Source organism: Bacillus sp. URHA0034 (assembly GCF_056280405.1).
Map to the genome: position 1 here is coordinate 4,288,838 of NZ_JBWCDK010000002.1, position 23,452 is coordinate 4,312,289.

Sequence of the window (23,452 nt, forward strand, 5' to 3'; positions counted from 1 at the left end):
AAAATATAAGGATGGACGACAGATGGACAAAAATAATGGCAGGATCCTAGAAATGATTCGTTTTCCCTCTCCGAATCCAAATGTTGAATTAAAAGTGATTACGTATCTCTCAAATGGATTAAAAGTGAAGGGGATGCTGGCTATGCCCATACAGGAAGGAAACCTGGACGGTTTTCTTTATTTACGGGGCGGGATTAAAAATGTCGGTAAAGTCAGACCGGCAAGGATTGCTCAGTTTGCCTCAGAAGGATTTATTGTTTTTGCTCCTTATTACCGCGGCAACCAAGGGGGAGAGGGAAATGAAGATTTTGCAGGAGAAGACAGAGAAGATGCATATGCTGCCTATCAGGTATTGAAATCACTTCCCAAGGTTCAGGATATTCATATCTTTGGCTTTTCACGCGGAGGGGTGATGGCGTTATGGGCAGGTATTCAATTTCCAGAAGCAGCTTCAATCGTTACCTGGGGAGGTGTCAGTGATATGACCCTTACCTATCATGAAAGAAAAGATTTACGGAGAATGATGAAAAGAGTTATTGGTGGTACGCCTGATAAGTATCCGGAACGATATAAAGAAAGAACAGCCCTATACGAACTTGAAAAAATGGAAGCCCCAATCCTTATTATTCATGGAGTTAAGGATCAAAATGTGACAGTTGAGCACGCTCACCGTCTCGAGAAAAGGTTAAGATCATTAGATAAACCAGTAGAGTGCTGGTACTTTGAAGAGTATACCCACTATTTTCCTCCAGCAGTAAACAGAAAAGTGGTCCATGATTTATCAAAGTGGATGAAAAATCATTCTAAAAGATGATAAAATAAAAGTAATATAAATGGAGGAGCGGATATGTATGGGTATGCCTCTTGAAATGAATACAATGATTGTGACGAAGGGCAGGGAGCAAAGGATAGAGGAAAATCTTTTCGAGTTAGTGAAAGAAGGTTATAGACTTTATCCTATTGAAATACCGATTGATGTCAAAAAAACAATCGAGTGTGACTCAAGTGGAACGGGGCTAATTAAAAAAGTGGAATGGCAAAGAAACACCACAACCGTAACCTATCAATTAGTATCCTTAAATTCTACGAATTAACCGTGAAGATTTTACTTCAAATTGAAAAATTGAAGGAAGCCCATATCGTCATGGATATGGGCTTCCTTAGCTTAGACTATTGTAATGGTCCGCCAAGTTCCTCAATTTCTTCCTGAACCTGGCTAAACTTTTTGAAGTTTTCACGGAATTTTGCAGCTAGTTCCTTTGCTTTTTTCTCATAGGTCTGCGGATCTGCCCACGTTTTATTCGGCTGCAGCACCTCATCTGGAACCCCCGCAACATGAACTGGTATATTTAGTCCAAATATGTTATCTCTTACAGTTTCAACATGGTTTAGTTCTCCCTCTAGAGCTGCTTGAACCATTGCCCGGGTGTAGGATAACTTCATTCTATTCCCAGTTCCATATTCTCCGCCCGTCCAGCCGGTATTCACTAAAAAGACATTCACGTTATGCTCTAGAATTTTTTCGCCAAGCATTTCTGCATAACGTGTCGCTGGAAGAGGAAGGAAGGGTGCACCAAAGCATGTGGAGAAAGTCGCTTCCGGAGATGTAACTCCGCGTTCCGTTCCGGCAAGCTTAGACGTATAACCACTTAAAAAGTGGTACATGGCTTGTTCCTTTGTTAATTTTGCGATTGGCGGCAATACTCCAAACGCATCTGCCGTTAAAAAGACAATTGTATTAGGATGACCAGCAACACTTGGCTGGATGATATTGTCAATTGCCTCCATCGGATAGGCAGCCCTTGTATTTTCCGTCAAGGTACCATCATCGTAATCAGGAATCCTTGACTCCAAATTCAGGATCACGTTTTCCAGAACCGTCCCAAATCGAATCGCATCAAAAATTTGCGGCTCTTTTTCACGAGAAAGATTAATACACTTTGCATAACAGCCGCCCTCAATATTAAAGACCCCATTTGATGACCAGCCATGTTCATCATCCCCTATTAGCCGGCGATTTGGATCCGCTGAAAGAGTGGTCTTGCCTGTTCCTGATAATCCAAAGAATAGAGCCACATCACCTTCAATGCCAACATTAGCTGAACAATGCATCGAGAAAATATTATTTTCAGGCAGTAAGTAATTCATAACAGAAAAAATCGACTTTTTCATTTCCCCAGCATATTCCGTACCGCCGATCAGTACAATTCTTCGTTCAAGAGAGATGATAATAAAGGTTTCAGAATTTGTTCCATCGATCACTGGGTCCGCTTTAAAATTTGGAGCAGAAATGACTGTGAACCCTGGATCATGTGTTAACAATTCTTCTTCTGTTGGACGAATAAATAACTGTTGTACAAATAGATTATGCCAGGCGTATTCATTAATGACTTGAATAGGCAGCCGGGACTTTTTGTCCGCTCCTGCAAACCCTTTGAATACAAAGATCTCACTTTGTAGTCTTAAGTAATCAAGTACTTTTTGATACAGATTCGTAAAAGCTTCCTCAGATATAGGCTGATTGGTTGAGCCCCACGCAATTTTATTCTTGGTAGACTCTTCCATCACAATGAATTTATCCTGTGGTGAACGTCCTGTATATTTGCCGGTGGAAACACTGACAGCGCCGGTAGAGGTCAGTGTTCCTTCATTTCTTCTTAAAACCTTTTCAACTAATTGCGGGACGGATAGCTGTACCTGGACATGACTTTGTTGTAACAATTGTTTTAATTCAGTTGGAATATGAACAGAATTCATTTACTGAAACCTTCCTTTACTAGGATTATTTGTTAAATAGTATAACACATTTATTTTAATAGTCTATACTAATGAAAGAAATTATGTGAATATTTAAGAATTTATTCGTGCGGAGGGACAAAAGCTTGGATTAGTCTCCAATAAAGAAAATATTCATTTTTAAAGTTACAATTTTCTCTTTTTGAAAAAACTTGATACAAATTCATTGACATTGTTTGAAGGAGTAGGTTATGATTTAGCCTTGAACGGATACTCTCTTATCCCGAGCTGGTGGAGGGACAGGCCCTATGAAACCCAGCAACCTGCAAACGAATAATCGGACTCCAATTGAATCCGTTATTTCGGGCAAAGGTGCTAAACCTGAAGCAAGGCTTGACCTTGGACGATAAGAGTGAAAGGCACGCAAAACTTTTGCTATTAACCTTTCCTCATTATGATGGAAAGGTTTTTTGTTGTATTTACGTGCTATGTTACATAATTGTACTTTTTATTCCATCGTATAAACTTTAAGGGGAGTATACTAAAATAGAATTTTGTCTGGGGCCAAGCACCAAGGCACTTTTTCATTTCTATAATAATAATCCCATGTTTATTTCATACTACTAAGGGAATGAGTTCCGTATCAACTCGAGGTTAAACGGCAGGTATACATAAAACCCAAACAGCTAACCTCACTTAATTCCATAATAAGGAGGAATTCAGATGTCAACAAAACGTCGTTTGTTTACTTCTGAATCAGTAACTGAAGGTCATCCTGACAAGATTTGTGACCAAATTTCTGATTCCATTTTAGATGCAATACTAGCTAAGGATGCTAATGCTCGTGTTGCCGCTGAAACTTCAGTAACAACAGGACTAGTTTTAGTAGCAGGAGAAATCACCACATCAACATATGTAGATATTCCAAAGATCGTCCGTGAAACGATTAAAGGTATCGGTTATAATCGTGCAAAATATGGTTTTGACTCGGAGACTTGTGCGGTCTTAACTTCGATTGATGAACAATCTCCTGATATTGCGATGGGTGTTGACCAAGCCCTTGAAGCTCGTGAAGGTCAAATGTCAGAGGAGCAAATTGAAGCGATTGGTGCAGGAGACCAAGGTTTAATGTTTGGTTTTGCTTGTAATGAAACAAAAGAGCTAATGCCTCTTCCGATTTCACTGGCGCATAAACTTGCACGCCGTTTAACGGAGGTACGGAAAGAGGATATCCTTCCTTATCTGCGTCCTGATGGAAAAACACAAGTCACGGTGGAATATGATGAGAATGATAAACCAGTCCGAATTGATACGATTGTCATTTCTACACAGCACCACCCAGAAATTGCATTAGAGCAAATTCAGCGAAACGTGAAAGAATATGTCATCAATCCTGTTGTTCCAAAGGAACTCATTGATGAAAACACAAAATATTTTATTAACCCAACTGGCCGTTTCGTTATCGGCGGACCGCAGGGTGATGCAGGTTTAACAGGCCGTAAAATCATCGTTGATACCTACGGCGGATATGCTCGTCATGGCGGTGGGGCATTCTCCGGCAAGGATCCTACAAAGGTAGACCGTTCAGCTGCCTATGCTGCGCGCTATGTGGCTAAAAATATCGTGGCGGCAGGACTGGCAGATAAGGTTGAGGTTCAGCTTGCCTATGCAATTGGTGTAGCAAGACCGGTTTCCATCTCAATTGATACGTTTGGAACCGGCCAAATAAATGAAGAGCAATTAGTTGATTTAGTAGAAGAAAACTTTGACCTTCGTCCAGCAGGTATCATTAAAATGCTCGACCTTCGCCGCCCAATCTACAAGAAAACAGCTGCTTACGGCCACTTTGGACGTACAGATGTTGATCTTCCGTGGGAGCGAACTGACAAAGCAGAAGCGTTACGCCAGCAGGCGAATCTATAATTCAGAAGGAGTTGCATCTAAATATGTAACTCCTTTTTTTATTCTCGTCATAAAAATGATTTTGTACTTATGTTTAGGTAGGTACAAAGAAGTGAAAAATGAAGGATATCTTGGCGATAAAGATGAAACATGATAAACTTTGGTGATTGCGGATTTGTCCGCAGTCAATGGACACTATACCGAGAAAGAGAGATTCCCACGGGTGTTTTAAATTTTCCTGATGTTCACAGTGCCATTTTTTTTATAATAGTGGTAGTATAAGAGAGATGTTTTTTAGAAGACGTTTAATATGAATTGGAGTAGGTGAGGTACATAATGTGTGGTTTTATCGGTTGTGTACACGACAAAACACAAAACTTTAGTGATGAACAAAAACAACTATTTAAAAATATGAATGATTTAATAACCCATCGCGGGCCGGATGATGATGGTTTTTATTACGATGACCATATTCAATTTGGCTTCCGACGTTTGAGCATTATTGATATCGAAAGCGGGCATCAGCCGCTAACGTATGAAAACGAGCGTTATTGGATTATTTTTAATGGTGAAATTTATAACTATGTTGAACTTCGTGAAGAGTTATTGAAAGAAGGACTATCATTTGCCACAAGTTCCGATACAGAAGTAATCATTGCTCTGTATAGCCATTTAAAAGAAAAAGCGGTTGAAAAACTGCGCGGAATGTTCGCGTTCGTCATCTGGGATAAGCAGGAACAAACCCTTTATGGTGCACGTGACCCGTTCGGAATTAAACCTTTCTTTTATATGGAGGATGGTGAAAGAACCTTTTTTGCATCTGAGAAAAAGAGCATTTTGCTGGCTTTAGAGAATGATGTCCTCAACTATGATGCCTTACAGCATTACCTAACTTATCAATTCGTTCCTGAACCTGATACGCTTTCAGAGGGAATTAAAAAGTTAGAGCCAGGCCATTATTTTACAAAAAAAATCGGCTCTCCAATGGAAATGAAAAAGTATTGGAAGGCTCATTTTCAGCCTGTTCAGAAATCAGAAGCTGATTTTATTAAGGAAATTCGCAATGTATTATTTGATTCGGTAGAGAAGCATATGCGCAGTGACGTTCCGGTAGGCTCGTTCCTTTCAGGCGGAATCGATTCATCTATTATTGCTTCGATTGCAAAAGAATTTCATCCCGCTATTAAGACTTTCTCAGTTGGCTTTGAACATAATGGTTTCAGTGAAATTGATGTGGCTAAAGAAACAGCTGAGAAGCTTGAGGTTGAAAATATCAGTTACATTATTACACCTGAAGAGTATATGAATGAAATTCCTAAAATCATGTGGCATATGGATGATCCTCTTGCCGACCCTGCCTGTGTTCCTCTTTATTTTGTCGCAAGGGAAGCTCGTAAACATGTAACGGTTGTTCTATCGGGAGAAGGTGCCGATGAATTATTTGGCGGTTACAATATCTATCGTGAGCCACAGTCATTAGAGGTATTTAATAAAATCCCAAGAGCCGGGAAAGTTTTATTAAAAGGTATTGCCGGGATGATGCCTGAAGGAATGAGAGGTAAAAGCTTTATTGAGCGCGGCGTTACGCCAATGGAAGAGCGTTACATCGGCAATGCCAAGATGTTCACTGAAGCTGAAAAACGTGATGTATTAAATGTTTACCGTGAAGGTTTAAACTATATGGATGTAACCAAGCCGCTTTACCAAGAATCAAGAGGTTATGACCCAGTTGACCGGATGCAGTATATTGATATCCATACCTGGATGCGCGGAGATATTTTGCTGAAAGCGGATCGGGTGACAATGGCTCACTCACTTGAGCTTCGGGTACCATTTTTAGATAAAGAAGTGTTTGAGGTGGCTTCGAAAATTCCAACCAGCTTAAAAACAGCCAATGGTACAACCAAATATATTTTACGTAAAGCAGCTGAAGGTGTAGTGCCTGAACATGTTCTAAGTCGTAAAAAGTTAGGATTCCCAGTTCCGATTCGTCATTGGTTGAAAAACGAAATGAATGAATGGGCCAAAAATATCATCCGTCAAAGCAACACGGATCATCTAATCAATAAATCATATGTTTTGGGCTTATTGGAAGACCATTGCCAAGGCAAAGCGGATAACAGCCGTAAAATCTGGACCGTTCTGATGTTCATGGTTTGGCATCAAGTTTATGTAGAGAATGTTTATTCTTTCCAACGCGATTATGCTTTACAAAAAGAATTGCAAACATTGAAGCACTAAGAGCAAATGAGGCGCCCGCGAACCGCTCGCGCCTGAAGCGGAAATCAACAGACTAGTTTAATGTATAAAAAAGTGGGTGCCCCCAAAAGTTATACTTTTGGGACACCCACTTTTGTTTTTATGACTGAAGTGACTTATAATATTGCCCTTTCTCAGCATATTCTGTATAAATCCGTTCCATATCTTTTTTGTCTTCGGGTGTTAATTCTCTAATAACTTTTGCTGGTCTGCCAAATGCTAAGGTATTAGGGGGGATTTTTTTTCCTTGCGGTACAAGACTTCCAGCACCAATAAAGGCACCTTCCCCTATCTCTGCTTGATCGAGAATAATTGATCCCATGCCAACTAATGCTCTTTTTCTTACGATGCAGCTATGAAGAATGACTTGATGACCGATTGTTACTTCATCTTCTAAAATTAGCGGGTTATTAGGGCTTTGGTGTAAGATAGAGTTATCCTGAATATTAACTTTATTCCCAATTCTCGTTGGGGCAACATCGCCTCGGATCACAGAATTAAACCAGACACTGGACTGTTCGCCAATTTCTACATCACCTGTGATCGTGACATAATCGGCAATAAAGGCAGTTTTAGCAATTAACGGGTATTTATCTTTAAAGGGGTATATCAAATGGGTTCGCTCCTTTGTAATTGATAAGTATATTTTAGCGAAAATAATAAGTGGTTTTCAAAAAATAAATCTGGTATAACAAATAAGTCTAAACTCACAAAGTTTTGAACAAACAAGCATATCTTTTTCTAGGGGGACGAAAAATGTGGAAATGGGAAGCTGAAGGGGAGGCAAAAGCGGTAATTGTAATCGTCCATGGTGCAATGGAACACCATGGCAGATACGGATGGCTGATTGAAATGTGGCGTTTAGCTGGTTTTCATGTCATCATGGGCGACCTTCCGGGGCAAGGGATGACAACAAGGTCCGGCCGCGGCCATATCGATTCCTTTGATGAATATATTGTGGAGGTAAAGGACTGGGTGCAAGCCGCCTATCGATATAACCTCCCCGTGTTTCTATTAGGCCACAGTATGGGTGGATTGATTTCTATTCGTTTATTACAGGAAGAACAACTGAATGTCGCCGGCGTGATTCTTTCTTCTCCATGTCTGGGACTGGTTCAAGCGCCATCCAAATTTTTAAATGCCCTCTCGCATGTGATTAACGTGGTTTATCCATCTCTTAGAATGAATTCAGGTTTGTCGGTGGAGATGGCTACAAGAAACGAAGATGTGCGAGAAGCGGATTCAAATGATACACTTTACGTGACAAAAGTTTCGATTCGCTGGTATCGTGAACTTGTTGGAGCGATAAAAGAAGCATTCGTGAATTTGGAAGATACACAGGATCTCCCCATGCTCGTCATGCAGGCCGGGGACGATAAAATTGTTAATAAAGCTACCGTGAAGGAGTGGTTTAACCATGTTCCATTATCGGAGAAAAGGTTTAAGGAGTGGCAGAAGTGCTACCATGAAATTTTTAATGAACCGGAGCGGGAAGAGGTATTTGAATACGCTAAAGATTTTGTTTTTAGCCAATTAAAAGCAATTGGTTATATTGTATAAGAAAGGTAGATGTTTTCCATGATGCCAATCACCCTTATGTCTAGGGTCTATCGCAAAATCATTCCTGCTGTCCATCAGGAATTGGCTTATTGGAAAAGCCGGGCTGAAAATATTCCTAACCAAGAATTAAGAAATCAGGCTCTCGCGAGTATCGAACATAAAACCTTCCATTGTGAAGGCGGGGGCATACTTGCTCTTACAGCCAATGAAGATTATCAAAAAGCGGTAAAATTTATTGTCGCTTATCAAACTATCAGTGATTACTTGGATAATCTTTGTGATCGGAGTACCTCACTCGATCCTGCCGATTTTGCAGCCCTCCATGAGTCTATGTCAGATGCCCTTGTATTGCAGGCAGAAGAGAAAAATTATTATCGGCTCCGAGATGACCAGGATGACGCTGGATATTTACATGATTTATCTGAGACATGCCGTACTGTTTTAAGGGAGTTAGACAACTATGCTTTAATCAAAGATTATCTTCTAGAACTTTGCCAATATTATTGTGATTTGCAAATCCACAAACATGTAGTCAAGGATGAGCGCGTACCTCGCTTGAAAAAATGGTTTAATCGTTACCAAGACAATCTGCCCGATATGGAATGGTACGAATTCTCGGCCTGTTCTGGTTCCACATTAGGAATTTTTTGTTTAGTATCCTATGCGCTGCGTGAGGATTTTAAATTAGAAGATGCCATCAATATTCGCAAGGGTTACTTTCCTTATATTCAGGGCTTACATATCCTTTTAGATTACTTTATTGACCAAGAGGAAGACATGATTGGCGGGGACTTAAATTTCTGCGCTTATTATAATAGTGAAGAGACTCTTTTTAAGCGTTTAAAGCATTTCGTAATAGAGGCGGACCGCCACACAGAATTCCTGCCTCATAAAAAATTTCATCAACTCATTAATCGTGGTTTGTTAGGAATTTATTTATCAGATGCAAAGGTTCGTAAACAGAAAAATGTCCGTAAATTGGCGAGAGGGATTATAAAATCAGGTGGATGGATCAGTTATTTCTTTTATTACAATGGACTTGCTTACCGGTCCCTGCAAAAAACGGTCCCTGCAATTGTAACAAGGTCGGTGACAAAATAAAACCAGGCGAGGGTGCCTGGTTTTATCTTTTTTCAATTGCAATAATAAATGGCGGGTTATTTTGTTGGTTAACAAACTGATACTGAAGAACGTGGGCTTTTTTTTGATCCAGTCCTTGACAGTATTTCAATAAATGGTCCCGTTCCACTGCACCTTGTTCATGACCATGGTAAATGACCAGGACGATGGTCCCCTCTGCAGCCATTATTTCTAATAATTGTTCAATTGCCGAAATGGTTGTTTCTGAACGAGTTACAATGTTCTTATCGCCGCCAGGCAAATAACCGAGATTAAAAATTGCCCCGGTTATGTTTCCATGAGCATCCTTGGGGATTTTCGCAAAAATTTGTTCGTGGCCTTCATGAAAAATGGTAACCCTTTCTATCAGGTTATGTCCGATTAAGCGTTCCTTCGTAGCGCTAATTGCTTCTTGTTGGACATCAAACCCAAAAACTTGCCCGTATTCTCCAACCAATTCTGCTAAAAATACGGTATCATGCCCATTCCCTAAAGTAGCATCGACTACCATATCACCCGGCTTGACAGCCTTTTTAAGTAAACTTTTTGCAAACGGAAGAATGCGCTCCATTTTCACGGTTAATTCCCCGCATTCTCTTGGAAATACTTTCCTTGCCAACTGTTTCTTCTCTTTAATTCTGCATCGATGGAATTTAGTACTTCCCACTTATTGACGCTCCACATTGGTCCAACCATTAAATCAATCGGACCGTCTCCTGTTATCCGATGAACAATCATTTCCGGCGGTAAAATTTCTAATTGGTCACATACTAAATTTATATAATTCTCTTGGGTAAGAAATTCGAGCATACCCTTTTCATATTGTTTCACCATTGGAGTGCCTTTTAATAAATGCAGTAAATGAATCTTAATCCCTTGGACATCTAATTTTGCCACTTCATAAGCGGTTTCCATCATCATGTCATAGGATTCAAGCGGCAGTCCGTTAATGATGTGGGAGCAAACCCGGATCCCATGTTTCCGTAGTTTATTGACACCATCGATATAACATTGGAAATCATGGGCACGATTAATCAGCATAGCTGTTCGTTCATGGACTGTCTGGAGACCGAGCTCAACCCATAAATACGTACGCTGATTTAATTCAGCTAAATATTCAACGACATCATCCGGCAAGCAATCTGGGCGTGTTGCGATGGAGATTCCAACGACCCCCTCTTGGTTTAACACGGATTCATACTTTTCCCTAAGTACCTCAACAGGGGCGTGTGTATTGGTGAATGCTTGAAAATAAGCCATATACTTGCCGTCTTTCCACTTAGTATGCATTTTTTGTTTGATTTGGTTAAATTGTGTTTCTAAGGGTTCGACCCGGTTACCGGCAAAATCCCCGGACCCTGCCGCACTGCAAAACGTACAGCCGCCATGAGCGACCGTACCGTCACGGTTCGGACAGTCAAAACCACCGTCCAAGGCGACTTTAAACACCTTATGGCCAAAATGGTTTCTAAGGTGGTAATTCCAAGTGTGATATCGTTTATCGTCGGTTGCATATAGAAAAGGTTTTGTCTGAAGCACTCAGAAAACCTCCTTTGTAGGATAAAGATTGCATAACCTTAATTTTATCATGAAGTAGGCCTTTATCCAATTGCCTTTGCTCTCGAGTAAGGTTGGTAATAATTATCCACCACTCATGAGTTATAGGATAAGGATTGGAGAACAAAATAAGAAATGAAGCGTGCGCTTCATAACATGAGGGGGGTTCTTAGATGGCTACTCGCGACTCAATGGATAATCTAATGCAGCAAGTTGAGGACACACTACGTTATGCTGAAGAGCAATATAAGCACAGCAGCCTTCAAGAGCATTATAATAATGATGATTATACGACAGCGCTGCAGCAGCTCGAGCAAACCTATCAGGATATTTGTACAATGGCCCATAGTGCTAACGGGCAGCAGCGGGAACAACTCCATCGGATGAGACTTCAAATTCAGCAGCTTCAAAACTCTATGATTATTGAGACACGTTAAGAGGAGGAGAATTTCTTGAAAAAACGTTCTAAGAAGAAAAATCCCGAACAAAAAACCCGAAATGGTATCAATAATCAAGACGTTGAGCTCGGCCAGGATCGTGACTTAATAAAAGAGGCAAAAAAGAAATACGAAAAGACCGGCGGCCAACCGGTTAAATCCAAAATGCATCAAGAACAAGAACAATCTTCATAAGTATAAAAAGGATCTCTCACTTTGTGGAGAGGTCTTTTTTTATGCCTATCTGTCGCGGCAATAGTTCTGTTAGTCTTCAGGGGTTAAGAATAGCTCATAACTGTCAAAGCCGTGGAATCCAATCGCCTTCAGGGGTTAAGAATAGCTCATAACTGTCGAAGCCGTGGGATCCAATCGTCTTCAGGGGTTATGAATAGCTCATAACTGTCGAAGCCGTGGAATCCAATCGCCTTCAGGGGTTAAGAACGGCTCATAACTGTCGAAGCCCTGGAAACCAAGTCGCTTCGGGGGTTAAGAACGACTCATAACTGTCGAAGCTTAGGAATCAAAACAGCTTCAGAGGTTAAGAACGTTCCATAACTGTTAAAGCCTGAAATCTACCAGCCTTAAGGGGATGAACCGCTCATGCCTTTCGAAAAAGCAGAATTTTTAATTAAAAAGATAGTAATACGAAAAAGATTGCACCTACTCCGTTAATGGCATACAATGTATCTTTGATTAATGAAATGTTTATCGTAAAGGAGCGTTTTTCATGCCGCGTGCCTTATGGCTGTTAATAATTGGAATGGCAGTGAATGTAATCGGCTCTTCTTTTTTATGGCCTTTAAATACCATCTATATTCACGATCACTTGGGTAAATCTTTATCTGTTGCCGGTATGGTACTGATGCTAAATTCGGGGGCAAATGTGATCGGTAACCTTTATGGCGGTCATTTATTTGATAAAATAGGGGGCTATAAATCTATTATTCTAGGGATTATGATCTCTTTATTAGCTCTTGTGGGGTTATCCATCTGGCATAACTGGCCCGAATACGTTGTTTTCTTAACGATTGTGGGCTTTGGAACAGGAATTATTTTTCCTTCTATGTATGCGATGGCTGGTTCCGTTTGGAAAGAGGGAGGCCGGAAATCGTTCAATGCTCTTTATATTGCCCAAAATGTTGGCGTTGCAATCGGAGCATCACTTGGCGGGATTGTCGCTGACTATTCCTTTCAACTGATTTTTCTTGCAAATACAGTCATGTACGTAATCTTTTTATTGATTGCGGTCTTTGGATACAAAGGAATTTCTGCAGATGCTGCACCTCAAGAAAACAAGGAAGTAAATGTAAAAGCAGTTAACAGAATGAACCTTAAGGCATTAATGATACTATGTGCGGGCTATTTGCTCTGCTGGGTTTCCTACAGCCAATGGACGACAACCATTGCTTCTTATACACAGGAAGTGAATATCACTCTAACCCAATATAGTTTATTATGGACGATTAACGGAGCGATTATCGTGCTGGGGCAGCCGTTATTAAACGGGATTCTCAACTATCTTGCTTCATCATTAAAGAGACAAATCCTGATTGGTATTGGAATCTTTATTATTTCCTTTATTGCAGCAGGGCAGGCCAGCGACTTTTCAGGCTTTTTAGCTGCGATGGTTATTTTAACAATTGGTGAGATGTTTATTTGGCCGGCAGTTCCGACCATTGCTTTTGCGTTAGCCCCAAAAGGGCGAGAAGGTTATTATCAAGGTATCGTCAACAGTACGGCCACAGGTGGAAGGATGATTGGTCCAGTACTTGGCGGAATATTGGCCGACCACTATAACATGTCCACTTTATTTACAGTATTAATCTTGTTGTTTATAATTGCAATCGGCACGACCATAGTCTATGACCGCGGCTTGAGACCTAAAGAGAAAATTACTGCTAAGACGATATAAGTTTATGACCCACAGTCGAGATGACTGTGGGTTTCTTTCATTTTTTATTCCTTTTAAATTATTTCCTGCTTCTTTTTTGGTATAGTAAATTTATAGATTGATTTTTTTGAGGAAGGAAGAAAGTGGGGATGGGATGCTTGCTTTAATACCTCTTATGCTTGAGCGGGTTGGTATTTTAATCATTGTTGCATTTATATTATCAAGGATGAAATCGTTTCGACAGGTTATCCATAACGAGCGGGGGATGGCAGCGAAATTAACCATAATTGCTATCTTTGGTGCCTTTGGGATTATTAGTAATTATACAGGTGTAGAAATAGGTCATGGAGTTGTTACGTCACAAGATTGGCTGACAGATGTGGATCGGACTGGTGCCATTGCTAACACAAGAATCATGGGTGTCGTGATTGGCGGGTTGCTTGGCGGGCCGATGATTGGAATTGGAGTAGGATTAATTGCTGGATTGCACCGTTTATCACTCGGCGGTTTCACCGCGGTTGCATGTGCAGTTTCCACCATTTTTGCAGGAATCGTGACAGGGTTTTTAAGTAAGCGTTTTAAAATAGCGGAAAGCGGTTCTACGACGAAAGCAGTTATAATGGGGATTTTGATGGAGTGTTTCCAGATGGCGATTATTCTCCTATTAGCTAAGCCTTTTGATGAAGCCCTAAATCTTGTAAAATTAATTGCCTTTCCTATGATTGCGATTAATGGTTTTGGGACACTTTTATTTTTACTTATTATCCAGGATATTTTTCAGGAGCAGGAACGAACACGGGCATTACAAACACATAAAGCGTTATATATTGCGAATCAGACACTGCCATTTTTTCGGCAGGGCTTAAATATGGACTCGTGCGCAAAGGCAGCTGATATCATATTGAAATGGACAGGTGCAGATGCCATCTCCATTACGAATCAACAGCAAGTCTTAGCACATGCTGGGGCCGGCGCAGACCATCATCTACCGTCTGGAACAATGGCCACTGAATTAACAAAAAAGGTGTTAGACCAAGGCAGAATCATTATTGCAAAGACAGCCAAAGAAATTCAATGCTTTAACCCGAATTGTCCATTAGAGGCTGCCATAGTGTTACCACTTCAGGTTTATGATAAGACTGTCGGAACCTTGAAGCTTTATTTTACTAATTCTAGCAAGCTCGATAGTGTAGAACAGGAGCTGGCTGAAGGCTTAGGGAAATTATTCTCCGGCCAGCTCGAAATGGCAGAGTTAGAACGGCAAAGACGCTTATTAAAAGATGCTGAAATTAAAGCACTGCAGGCACAGGTCCATCCTCATTTTTTGTTTAACGCAATTAATACCATTTCAAGTTTAATCCGAAAGGATACAGACCAAGCAAGAAAACTTCTAATCCAGTTAAGTGTCTTCTTTCGCAGTAATCTCCAAGGTGCTCGTCAAATGTTGATACCGCTTGAGAAAGAGCTCGAGCATGTGGAAGCCTATTTGTCTATTGAACAGGCAAGATTCCCTGACAGGTATAAGGTGAATTTGGAAATAGCTCCATCATTTAGAGAGGTTTTAGTTCCCCCTTTTACATTGCAGCCACTGGTAGAAAATGCGATTCATTATGCCTTTTCGAAAAGCAAAACGGGAACTGTTCGAGTTCATGCCTACCTGGAAGAGGGGAGAATGGTCCTCATCACAGAGGATGATGGAAAAGGGATTCCTCCGGAGAAACTTGCTGTACTTGGAAATCAAACAGTTGATTCGGCAGATGGTACAGGTACTGCTTTATGGAATATTAAGAAAAGAATTGAGGAAATTTATGGGCCAGAAGCATCATTACAGATTGATAGTATTATAGAAAAGGGAACAAGGGTTGTGATTAAATTGCCATTAACCGAGCAAAGATGGGGGGAAGAAAGTGTTAAAGGCCTTTATAGTAGATGATGAGCCGCTTGCGAGAGATGAACTGTCCTATTTGCTAAAACGAAGTAAGCAGGTGGTTGTATCTGGAGAAGCTGATTGTCTTGAAGCAGCGTTTGAAAGTTTAACAAACCTGGATATTGATGTCATTTTTTTGGATATCCAGCTTGCCGATGAAAGTGGTATTGAAATAGCCAGTAAATTAAATCAGTTAGACTATCCACCATTGATTGTGTTTGCTACAGCATTTGATGAATATGCTCTTAAAGCTTTTGAACTTAATGCAGTTGATTACCTATTAAAACCAATTGATGAAAAAAGAATACAGCTCACCATTGATAAGCTATATAAACTAGCTGGTAATAAGGAGCAGAAAATCCCGCTTTCATCTAGGTCGAATTCTATTCAAAATGAGCGGTCAGAAAAATTAGCGGTTTCGATTGATGAAAAAATCGTATTACTCCATATAAATGACATTGTCTATATTGGTACGCAGGATGGTAAAACTGTCGTTGCCACGGAAAAACAAAAGTTATCGGTCAATGAACCATTAGTAACGTTTGAAAGAAAGTTGCAAATTCCTTCCATTATACGTGTTCATCGTGCTTATCTAGTCAATATTGATGCCATTCTCGAAATAGAACCCTGGTTTAATTCAACCTACAATTTAATTATGAAATCCGGCGAAAAGGTTCCAGTTAGCAGAACCTATACAAAGGAACTGAAACAGCTGCTTGGTTTTTAACAGCTGTTTTTTGTATTTCAAATCAGAATTATTGTTTTTCAACTCTAGATTTCAGCAAAATATCTTGAAAAACGTATGTTACCGTTTTCATTTAATAAGATTAAGATAAGTTATTGATTTAGGGGGAGGAAAAAGAAAATGAATGCGGTTTCAGTAGTAATTGGCTCCATTTGCATATTAATGATTGCTTACCGTTTATACGGAACTTTCATGGCTGCAAGGGTTTTAAAGTTAGACGATTCTAAGCCAACACCAGCTCACGAATTTAATGATGGGAAGGACTATGTACCAACCAATAAATGGGTGACATTTGGCCACCATTTTGCTGCGATCGCGGCAGCTGGTCCGCTAGTAGGCCCAATCTTGGCTGCGCAATTTGGTTATTTGCCAAGTTTACTTTGGCTGTTAATTGGTGCGGTAATCGGTGGTGCTGTCCATGACGCAGTTGTACTATATGCTTCCATGCGGAAGAAGGGGAAATCATTATCTGAAGTAGCCAAGGATGAATTAGGGCCTGTTGCAGGTTTTTGTACAGGACTTGCTATGCTATTTATCATTACGATAACCATGGCAGGGCTTTCCATGGTTGTACTTCACGCACTTGAGAATAACCCATGGGGGACTTTCTCAGTAGGAATCACGATTCCAATTGCAATGGGAGTAGGAATCTTATATAAGAAAACAGGCAATTTAAAAATAACGACTACAATTGGCTTCATCCTTGTAATGGTAGGCGTATTTGTAGGACCGATGATCCAGAATACAGTCTTGGGTGATTGGCTCACTCTAGATACAAAAACATTAGCAATTATTCTGCCCATCTATGCTTTTTTTGCCGCTGCGTTACCTGTATGGCTGTTACTAGCTCCACGCGACTATTTAAGTAGTTTTATGAAAATTGGTGTATTTATTGCCCTTATTATTGGAGTATTTATTATTAATCCTACGATTCAAATGCCTGCATTTACTAAATTCACACAAGGCGGCGGCCCGGTAATTGGCGGTCCGGTATGGCCTTTTATCTCGATTACCATTGCTTGTGGTGCCATTTCCGGTTTCCATGCCTTTGTTGGTTCAGGTACAACACCGAAAATGCTTGATCGCTGGTCAGATATTAAGGTAGTGGGATTTGGGGCGATGTTAGTCGAGTGTGTCGTTGGGATTATGGCATTAATAGCAGCAACCGCTCTTCAGCCGGCTGATTATTTTGCGATTAATTCCACTCCAGAGGTTTACAAAACATTAGGTATGCATGTAGACCAATTACCGAAGCTTGCCCAGGAAATTGGAATGGACTTGGAAGGAAGAACGGGCGGGGCTGTAACATTAGCTGTAGGTATGACTTATGTTTTCACAGCCATCCCTTGGTTTGCTAAATTATCATCTTACTTTTTCCAGTTTGTCATAATGTTTGAGGCTGTCTTTATTTTAACAGCGATTGATTCCGGAACACGTGTAGCCCGTTATTTAATACAAGATTTCTTTGGTGAATTCTATAAACCATTGAAAAAAACAGATTGGATTCCTGGGTCTATTTTTGCAAGTGCATTAGCCTGCTTTATATGGGGATATTTGCTCTTTTCGGGAGATATCGGTTCTGTTTGGGCTTTATTCGGTGTATCCAATCAATTAATGGCATCCATCGGTTTGATAATTGGTGCAACCGTCATACTAAAAGTGGCTGACAAACGATGGTACATGTTAACTTGTTTAATTCCACTCGCTTATTTGTTTGTCACAGTTAATTATGCAGGCTATTGGATGGTCAAAAACGTTTACTTAAATCCGGCAGCCGCTGGATACAGTGTTTTGAATGGAATCCTGTCGATTATCATGTTAGTACTTGGTATTATTATTATGGTGACAGCTATTAAGAAATGGACCACCATGTGGAATTCACCGCGTTTCCAATTTGGTTCACGGGTTGCTTAAATTTAGGGCAGTTGACTTCTTCAGTCAACTGCTTTTTTCAATTCTCTGTGGAATATAATCTAGATATTCAAGGTTTAAACTGGCCGGCGCTTGTCCATCCTGAATTTAGGCAATTGTTTGCTTGCATAGTAGCAGAAAATTTAATACAATAACCGTAATACTTTATATTAAAAAAACAGTGATCAGGAGTAGTAGTGATTTTTACTCGACAGATTAGAGAGTTGACGGCTGGTGAAAGTCAACCGGGTACATCATGAACTCGCCTTTGAGTTGCAGGCATGAATGAACAGTAATGTTTGCCGTTTACCGCGTTAAGGTTGAATGAAGCGAGTGTTTAGGCACTAATGTGGGTGGTACCGCGGGAAGATACATACAATCCTCTCGTCCCTTTTGGGATGAGGGGTTTTTATTTTTGCAGTAGGAGGAAAATCAAAATGAGCTTTAATCATCAACAAATTGAGAAAAAGTGGCAAAAACAATGGGAAGAAGAAAAAACGTTCAAAACGAGCGAAGAATATGATAAACGGAAATTCTATGCATTAGATATGTTTCCATATCCATCGGGTGCAGGGCTTCACGTAGGACACCCGGAAGGCTATACAGCAACAGATATTCTTTCCCGTTTAAAGCGGATGCAGGGCTATAATGTACTGCACCCAATGGGCTGGGATGCCTTTGGATTGCCTGCAGAACAATATGCATTAGACACAGGTAACGACCCTGCAGAATTTACGGAAAAGAATATTAACACCTTCCGAAGACAAATTAAAGCACTTGGTTTTTCCTATGATTGGGATCGTGAAGTCAATACGACCGACCCAGAATATTATAAATGGACACAGTGGATTTTCTTAAAGCTTTGGGAGAAAGGCCTTGCTTATATCGATGAAGTAGCGGTGAACTGGTGTCCAGCACTTGGAACAGTATTAGCCAATGAAGAGGTTATTGACGGCAAGAGTGAACGCGGCGGATATCCGGTGGAACGACGTCCGATGAAGCAATGGATGTTAAAAATTACGGCCTATGGTGATCGTTTACTTGAAGATCTTGAAGAGCTTGACTGGCCAGAAAGTTTAAAAGAAATGCAGCGAAACTGGATTGGGCGCTCTGAAGGCGCCGAAGTCATTTTCAAAATTGATGGACATGATGAAACCTTTACCGTGTTCACAACGCGTCCAGATACTTTATTTGGTGCAACCTATGCTGTATTGGCGCCTGAGCATCCGTTTGTTGAAAAAATTACAACTAAGGAGCAGAGTGCCGCCGTTGATGCTTATTTAGATAAGGTTAAGATGAAGAGTGATTTAGAGCGGACAGATTTAGCCAAAGAGAAAACGGGTGTATTTACGGGTGCGTATGCGGTTAATCCTGCAAATGGCGAAAAAATGCCAATCTGGATTGCCGATTATGTATTAGTAAGCTATGGAACAGGTGCCATTATGGCCGTACCTGCTCACGATGAACGTGACTGGGAATTTGCAAAGGTTTTTAACTTACCTATTAAGCCAGTCGTGGCAGGCGGAGATGTGGAGAAAGAAGCCTACACTGGTGACGGTGCGCATATCAACTCTGAGTTCTTAAATGGGTTAGATAAAGAAGAGGCTATTTCAAAAATGATCGCTTGGCTAGAAGAAAAAGGAATTGGAACCAAGAAGGTTACCTACCGTTTACGTGACTGGTTATTTAGCCGTCAGCGTTATTGGGGTGAGCCGATTCCAATTATCCATTGGGAAGATGGCACGATGACTGCCGTTCCGGAAGAACAGCTTCCATTGACCTTACCAAAAACAACAGACATTAAACCGTCTGGAACAGGTGAGTCACCACTTGCGAATATTGAGGACTGGGTTAATGTCGTCGATCCGGAAACAGGTAAAAAGGGCCGCCGCGAAACGAATACCATGCCGCAATGGGCAGGAAGCTGCTGGTACTATTTACGTTATATTGATCCAAAAAATGATCAAGAATTAGCCTCACAGGAAAAATTAAATCATTGGCTTCCAGTTGATATTTACATTGGCGGTGCCGAGCATGCTGTGCTTCATTTGCTTTATGCCCGTTTTTGGCATAAGTTTTTATATGACATCGGTGTAGTGCCAACTAAGGAACCATTCCAAAAACTTTTCAACCAAGGAATGATCTTAGGTGAAGGCAATGAAAAGATGAGTAAATCAAAAGGTAATGTTGTCAACCCTGATGACATTATTGACAGCCATGGTGCCGACACCCTTCGTTTATACGAAATGTTTATGGGACCTCTTGATGCATCGATTGCGTGGTCGACCAATGGCTTAGATGGATCCCGCCGCTTCTTAGATCGAATTTGGCGTCTGTTAGTAGAAGAAAACGGTGAATTAAGTCCGAAAATCCAGTCAAACGAAGAGACAGCTACCCTTGAAAAAACCTATCATCAGACTGTGAAAAAAGTGACAGAGGATTATGAAGGTTTAAGATTTAATACAGCTATTTCACAAATGATGGTCTTTATCAATGAAGCGTATAAAGCAACGGTTCTTCCAAAGGTCTATATCGAAGGTTTTGTAAAATTACTTGCTCCGGTTTGTCCGCATCTTGCTGAAGAGCTATGGGAAAAGCTGGGTCATAGCGGTACAATCTCCTATGAAGCATGGCCGGCATATGATGAGGCAAAATTAGTCGATGACGAAATCGAGATTGTGATTCAAGTAAATGGTAAAGTCAAGACGAAGCTAAAGGTTCCAACAGGTGCTACGAAAGAGGCTTTGGAAGGAATTGCTATGGATGACGATCGCGTAAAGGAACAAATTGAAGGAAAGACCATTCGCAAAGTCATTACTGTACCAGGTAAATTGGTAAATATTGTAGCAAATTAATTTGGATCAAAAAATTAAACATCCTCTTATAAAAATGGAGGATGTTTTTTCTGAAGGGATGAATGGGATGGAAGATATTAACGTGATCACACCAGAAGAGTTGCAAAAGAAGCTCGAGGCAGGGGAAAAACCAGAGCTTGTGGATGTAAGGGAAGATGAGGAAGTTGTTTTTGGGATGATTCCGGGGGCAAAACATATTCGTATGGGGGATATTCCCGCTAACTTGGACTATTTTGATAAGGATAAGGAATATATTTTCATATGCCGTTCAAGCCACCGCAGTGGAAATGTCTGCCATTATCTTCAAGAACAAGGCTATAAGGTCCGTAATATGATTGGCGGAATGCTGGCTTGGACAGGTGAAACTGAATACACAGAATAACCGATTCCGTTTTGGAATCGGTTTTTTTTAATCTGTTTTAGTTTCAATGGCATGTATGTTTCCCACGTCGGCAAATTAAGTTCCACCTGTGGTTGTATCCAATCCATGGTGATGTCCAGAACCTTGACTGCCGCCATTAAAAAATGGGTTCTGTTGTTGATTGCTAGAATCAAAGCCTTGTCCACTGTTATCATCTGGTGTTTGCTGACTTTGATCAAATTGTGATTGACTGTCTCCGCCCCAGGAATCTTGTCCTGTTTGCTGTTCTTGTTGTGAGGTGGCTCCTCCCTGCTGCGGGTCTTGCTGAGAATTAAATCCTCCTTGCTGCTGATTTTGATTTGTATTAGAACTTGGCTGCTGCCGTTGATTAAGTGCCATTTGGCTGTTCGTATTCCCACCGTTAGATAACCCGAGATAAGAGACCATTCCCGCTGCTAAAGCCAGACTACCAAAACTGACTCCCCAAGAAATTTTTTGTTTTTTATCCACCTCAGATACTCCTTTCAACATTTGACCTCAGAAACAAGTTTACAAGCCCAAACTTAAAAAAACCTTAACTTTTAAAACTATCTATTTTTAAAATTCTGAAAAAATGAGAATACTTATAGAAAAACGAGAGGGAGGGAGTCTTTTGATCCAAGTAAAGTTATTTGACCGGGAGCATGAAAAGGATTTAGAAAAAGAGATGAATCGATTTTTAAAAGGAATAGAGGAACAAAGCCTAGTCGATATCAAGTATAATGTGGCGGCAATGACCGAAGAAGAAGAGGAAGAGCAGATTTACTGCTTTACTGCTATGATTATCTATCGGGCGTGATAGTACTTCACGCCCGATTATTTTTTGCAGATAGAGCTGCATTGGTTCCTGCAAGCCTGCCCGTTACTAAGGCAGATGTAATGTTATATCCACCTGTGTATCCGTGGATATCTAGGATTTCCCCGCAAAAATAAAGACCCTCCATCAATTTAGAAGCCATGGTTTGCGGCTCAATCTCTTTCACGGTAACCCCACCGCCCGTCACAAATGCCTTTTCTAGTGGCAGTGTGCCATTTACTTTGAATTGAAATTGTTTACAGCCCTTTGCAAACGCACGAATCTTTTCATTGGAAATGGTGCCGCCTTGTTCTGATGGATCAATATCATGATAATCTAATAGAAAAAGAAGATAACGTTCCGGAACAATCCCCTTTAATGTATTTTTGATACTTTTTTTAGGTTCGCTTTTTACAAGTCTTACGATTTCTTGAAAAATTTCTTCCTCTTTTCGATCAGGGAGGGCATCAAGGCTCATGATCACTTCTTTTAAATTCCATTTTTTCATTGCTTTTACAACAAATTGACTGCAGCGGAGCACGGCTGGGCCACTGACTCCAAAATGGGTAAACAACATATCCATTCGGTGGGAAATCAAAGGTCTACCCTTTGGGTTTAATACACTTAAATTAATATCCCTTAACGATAATCCTTGCAGGGTTTTTTGTTTTATAAAAGGTTCACTTGAAGTAATAGGGACCTCGGTTGGGAACAACTCTGTAATCGTATGTCCCGCTTTCTCAGCCCAGGCATAACCATCGCCGGTAGACCCTGTATGCGGGACCGATTTTCCCCCAACCGCAATTACCACTGACTTTGTTGAAATCGCTTGGCCATCCTTTAACAGCACTGCGGAAACATGTCCATCTTCATAGAGGACATCTGCAACGGGACTATTTTTGAAGACTCTTACACGGAGTTTCTCGAGCTGTTCTAAAAGGGCATCAACCACTGATTGAGCTTTATTGCTTACAGGAAACATCCGCCCGTGGTCTTCCTCTTTTAATTCAATGCCTAGTCTTTCAAAAAAGCGAATAATATCTTCATTACTAAAAATAGAAAAAGCACTATATAAGAATTTACCGTTACCGGGCAGATGCTTAATAATCTCTTCGACCGGCAGCCGGTTCGTTACGTTACAGCGCCCGCCTCCGGAAATTGCCAGCTTCCGTCCCAATTTGTCTCCTTTATCAATTAAGAGGACCTTTGCCCCTTTTTCACCGGCAGCAATGGCCGCCATTAATCCGGAAGGACCGCCGCCAATCACAATACAATCGTATTCCATCTTATCCACCAACTTTTATTTATTCATTCCATTATAAACATACTTTGTGAAAATAAAACGAAGATCGTGAAT

21 protein-coding genes, 1 riboswitch and 1 other annotated feature are annotated in these 23,452 nt (G+C 40.6%); of the genes, 15 read left to right on the forward strand and 6 right to left on the reverse strand.

Annotation, left to right across the window (positions count from 1 at the left end; translation table 11 throughout):
- The first annotated feature begins 22 nt into the window (after positions 1 to 22).
- On the forward strand, positions 23 to 814 hold the full coding sequence (locus ACZ9EE_RS22570) for an alpha/beta hydrolase family protein (protein WP_476030725.1): 792 nt from the start codon (positions 23 to 25) through the stop codon (positions 812 to 814).
- Between the two features lie 37 nt (positions 815 to 851).
- On the forward strand, positions 852 to 1,094 hold the full coding sequence (locus tag ACZ9EE_RS22575; protein ID WP_476030727.1) for a DUF2584 domain-containing protein: 243 nt from the start codon (positions 852 to 854) through the stop codon (positions 1,092 to 1,094).
- A gap of 76 nt (positions 1,095 to 1,170) precedes the next feature.
- On the opposite strand, the gene pckA is transcribed toward ACZ9EE_RS22575, so the two are convergent.
- Positions 1,171 to 2,757 (reverse strand): phosphoenolpyruvate carboxykinase (ATP), encoded by a 1,587-nt coding sequence (gene pckA, locus ACZ9EE_RS22580; RefSeq protein ID WP_476030729.1) that lies wholly within the window; start codon positions 2,755 to 2,757, stop codon positions 1,171 to 1,173.
- Between the two features lie 254 nt (positions 2,758 to 3,011).
- Positions 3,012 to 3,149, forward strand: a riboswitch (SAM riboswitch).
- A gap of 310 nt (positions 3,150 to 3,459) precedes the next feature.
- On the opposite strand from pckA, the gene metK reads away from it, so the two are divergent.
- Entirely contained in the window at positions 3,460 to 4,659 is a 1,200-nt protein-coding gene (gene metK, locus ACZ9EE_RS22585) for a methionine adenosyltransferase (protein ID WP_476030731.1), read from the forward strand.
- Between the two features lie 315 nt (positions 4,660 to 4,974).
- Positions 4,975 to 6,879 carry an asparagine synthase (glutamine-hydrolyzing) gene (asnB, locus tag ACZ9EE_RS22590; RefSeq protein ID WP_476030733.1) on the forward strand — a complete coding sequence of 635 codons (1,905 nt, stop codon included), beginning with the start codon at positions 4,975 to 4,977 and terminating at the stop codon, positions 6,877 to 6,879.
- A gap of 118 nt (positions 6,880 to 6,997) precedes the next feature.
- On the opposite strand, the gene ACZ9EE_RS22595 is transcribed toward asnB, so the two are convergent.
- A complete protein-coding gene (locus ACZ9EE_RS22595; RefSeq protein ID WP_215044243.1) occupies positions 6,998 to 7,510 on the reverse strand; it encodes a gamma carbonic anhydrase in 513 nt (170 codons plus the stop codon).
- A 143-nt stretch (positions 7,511 to 7,653) separates the two neighbouring features.
- Between ACZ9EE_RS22595 and ACZ9EE_RS22600 the strand changes: the two genes are divergently transcribed.
- Both ACZ9EE_RS22600 and ACZ9EE_RS22605 read left to right on the forward strand, forming a co-directional pair.
- A complete protein-coding gene (locus ACZ9EE_RS22600; protein WP_476030736.1) occupies positions 7,654 to 8,457 on the forward strand; it encodes a lysophospholipase in 804 nt (267 codons plus the stop codon).
- Between the two features lie 18 nt (positions 8,458 to 8,475).
- Positions 8,476 to 9,558, forward strand: a complete 1,083-nt coding sequence (locus ACZ9EE_RS22605) for a tetraprenyl-beta-curcumene synthase family protein (RefSeq protein ID WP_476030738.1) — start codon at positions 8,476 to 8,478, stop codon at positions 9,556 to 9,558.
- A gap of 22 nt (positions 9,559 to 9,580) precedes the next feature.
- Here ACZ9EE_RS22605 and mnmM read toward each other — a convergent pair whose 3' ends face one another.
- The gene (mnmM, locus tag ACZ9EE_RS22610; RefSeq protein WP_476033058.1) at positions 9,581 to 10,153 is read right to left on the reverse strand and encodes a tRNA 5-(aminomethyl)-2-thiouridylate-methyltransferase MnmM; all 573 of its coding nucleotides are present in this window, start codon (positions 10,151 to 10,153) and stop codon (positions 9,581 to 9,583) included.
- A 2-nt stretch (positions 10,154 to 10,155) separates the two neighbouring features.
- Entirely contained in the window at positions 10,156 to 11,115 is a 960-nt protein-coding gene (gene mnmL, locus ACZ9EE_RS22615) for a tRNA modification radical SAM protein MnmL/YtqA (RefSeq protein WP_476030740.1), read from the reverse strand.
- 191 nt (positions 11,116 to 11,306) lie between these two features.
- Here mnmL and ACZ9EE_RS22620 point away from each other — a divergent pair, with 191 nt between their 5' ends.
- The 8 genes from ACZ9EE_RS22620 to ACZ9EE_RS22655 all read left to right on the forward strand — a co-directional run bounded on the left by ACZ9EE_RS22620 (position 11,307) and on the right by ACZ9EE_RS22655 (position 21,281).
- Positions 11,307 to 11,570, forward strand: a complete 264-nt coding sequence (locus tag ACZ9EE_RS22620) for a YtzC family protein (protein ID WP_476030742.1) — start codon at positions 11,307 to 11,309, stop codon at positions 11,568 to 11,570.
- Between the two features lie 15 nt (positions 11,571 to 11,585).
- Positions 11,586 to 11,765, forward strand: a complete 180-nt coding sequence (locus ACZ9EE_RS22625) for a glycogen biosynthesis protein GlgD (protein ID WP_476030743.1) — start codon at positions 11,586 to 11,588, stop codon at positions 11,763 to 11,765.
- A 532-nt stretch (positions 11,766 to 12,297) separates the two neighbouring features.
- Positions 12,298 to 13,482, forward strand: coding sequence for an MDR family MFS transporter (locus ACZ9EE_RS22630; RefSeq protein WP_476030745.1), 1,185 nt, complete (start codon positions 12,298 to 12,300; stop codon positions 13,480 to 13,482).
- A 133-nt stretch (positions 13,483 to 13,615) separates the two neighbouring features.
- Positions 13,616 to 15,394 carry a LytS/YhcK type 5TM receptor domain-containing protein gene (locus tag ACZ9EE_RS22635; RefSeq protein ID WP_476030747.1) on the forward strand — a complete coding sequence of 593 codons (1,779 nt, stop codon included), beginning with the start codon at positions 13,616 to 13,618 and terminating at the stop codon, positions 15,392 to 15,394.
- On the forward strand, positions 15,369 to 16,115 hold the full coding sequence (locus ACZ9EE_RS22640) for a LytR/AlgR family response regulator transcription factor (RefSeq protein ID WP_476030749.1): 747 nt from the start codon (positions 15,369 to 15,371) through the stop codon (positions 16,113 to 16,115). Before ACZ9EE_RS22635 ends, ACZ9EE_RS22640 begins: the two co-directional genes overlap by 26 nt.
- Before the next feature lie 138 nt (positions 16,116 to 16,253).
- Positions 16,254 to 18,047, forward strand: coding sequence for a carbon starvation protein CstA (gene cstA, locus ACZ9EE_RS22645; RefSeq protein ID WP_476030751.1), 1,794 nt, complete (start codon positions 16,254 to 16,256; stop codon positions 18,045 to 18,047).
- Positions 18,048 to 18,216: 169 nt separating this feature from the next.
- Positions 18,217 to 18,439 (forward strand) — a binding site (T-box leader).
- 42 nt (positions 18,440 to 18,481) lie between these two features.
- On the forward strand, positions 18,482 to 20,899 hold the full coding sequence (gene leuS, locus ACZ9EE_RS22650) for a leucine--tRNA ligase (RefSeq protein WP_476030753.1): 2,418 nt from the start codon (positions 18,482 to 18,484) through the stop codon (positions 20,897 to 20,899).
- A gap of 67 nt (positions 20,900 to 20,966) precedes the next feature.
- Positions 20,967 to 21,281: a rhodanese-like domain-containing protein gene (locus ACZ9EE_RS22655; protein WP_476033059.1), complete on the forward strand. Its 315-nt coding sequence runs from the start codon at positions 20,967 to 20,969 to the stop codon at positions 21,279 to 21,281.
- Positions 21,282 to 21,356: 75 nt separating this feature from the next.
- On the opposite strand, the gene ACZ9EE_RS22660 is transcribed toward ACZ9EE_RS22655, so the two are convergent.
- Positions 21,357 to 21,770, reverse strand: a complete 414-nt coding sequence (locus ACZ9EE_RS22660) for a hypothetical protein (protein WP_476030755.1) — start codon at positions 21,768 to 21,770, stop codon at positions 21,357 to 21,359.
- Between the two features lie 142 nt (positions 21,771 to 21,912).
- On the opposite strand from ACZ9EE_RS22660, the gene ACZ9EE_RS22665 reads away from it, so the two are divergent.
- Positions 21,913 to 22,098: a sporulation protein Cse60 gene (locus ACZ9EE_RS22665; RefSeq protein ID WP_335506280.1), complete on the forward strand. Its 186-nt coding sequence runs from the start codon at positions 21,913 to 21,915 to the stop codon at positions 22,096 to 22,098.
- A 7-nt stretch (positions 22,099 to 22,105) separates the two neighbouring features.
- Here ACZ9EE_RS22665 and ACZ9EE_RS22670 read toward each other — a convergent pair whose 3' ends face one another.
- Positions 22,106 to 23,380: a BaiN/RdsA family NAD(P)/FAD-dependent oxidoreductase gene (locus tag ACZ9EE_RS22670; RefSeq protein ID WP_476030758.1), complete on the reverse strand. Its 1,275-nt coding sequence runs from the start codon at positions 23,378 to 23,380 to the stop codon at positions 22,106 to 22,108.
- Between the last annotated feature and the right edge of the window lie 72 nt (positions 23,381 to 23,452).

What these genes read in the sequence shown, in the direction of transcription:
- ACZ9EE_RS22570 (WP_476030725.1), top strand. Translation starts at nt 23, where the DNA reads ATGGACAAAAATAATGGCAGGATCCTAGAAATGATTCGTTTTCCCTCT.
- ACZ9EE_RS22575 (WP_476030727.1), top strand. Translation starts at nt 852, where the DNA reads ATGGGTATGCCTCTTGAAATGAATACAATGATTGTGACGAAGGGCAGG.
- pckA (WP_476030729.1), bottom strand. Translation starts at nt 2,757, where the DNA reads ATGAATTCTGTTCATATTCCAACTGAATTAAAACAATTGTTACAACAA.
- metK (WP_476030731.1), top strand. Translation starts at nt 3,460, where the DNA reads ATGTCAACAAAACGTCGTTTGTTTACTTCTGAATCAGTAACTGAAGGT.
- asnB (WP_476030733.1), top strand. Translation starts at nt 4,975, where the DNA reads ATGTGTGGTTTTATCGGTTGTGTACACGACAAAACACAAAACTTTAGT.
- ACZ9EE_RS22600 (WP_476030736.1), top strand. Translation starts at nt 7,654, where the DNA reads ATGTGGAAATGGGAAGCTGAAGGGGAGGCAAAAGCGGTAATTGTAATC.
- ACZ9EE_RS22605 (WP_476030738.1), top strand. Translation starts at nt 8,476, where the DNA reads ATGATGCCAATCACCCTTATGTCTAGGGTCTATCGCAAAATCATTCCT.
- ACZ9EE_RS22620 (WP_476030742.1), top strand. Translation starts at nt 11,307, where the DNA reads ATGGCTACTCGCGACTCAATGGATAATCTAATGCAGCAAGTTGAGGAC.
- ACZ9EE_RS22630 (WP_476030745.1), top strand. Translation starts at nt 12,298, where the DNA reads ATGCCGCGTGCCTTATGGCTGTTAATAATTGGAATGGCAGTGAATGTA.
- ACZ9EE_RS22635 (WP_476030747.1), top strand. Translation starts at nt 13,616, where the DNA reads ATGCTTGCTTTAATACCTCTTATGCTTGAGCGGGTTGGTATTTTAATC.
- cstA (WP_476030751.1), top strand. Translation starts at nt 16,254, where the DNA reads ATGAATGCGGTTTCAGTAGTAATTGGCTCCATTTGCATATTAATGATT.
- leuS (WP_476030753.1), top strand. Translation starts at nt 18,482, where the DNA reads ATGAGCTTTAATCATCAACAAATTGAGAAAAAGTGGCAAAAACAATGG.
- ACZ9EE_RS22655 (WP_476033059.1), top strand. Translation starts at nt 20,967, where the DNA reads ATGGAAGATATTAACGTGATCACACCAGAAGAGTTGCAAAAGAAGCTC.
- ACZ9EE_RS22670 (WP_476030758.1), bottom strand. Translation starts at nt 23,380, where the DNA reads ATGGAATACGATTGTATTGTGATTGGCGGCGGTCCTTCCGGATTAATG.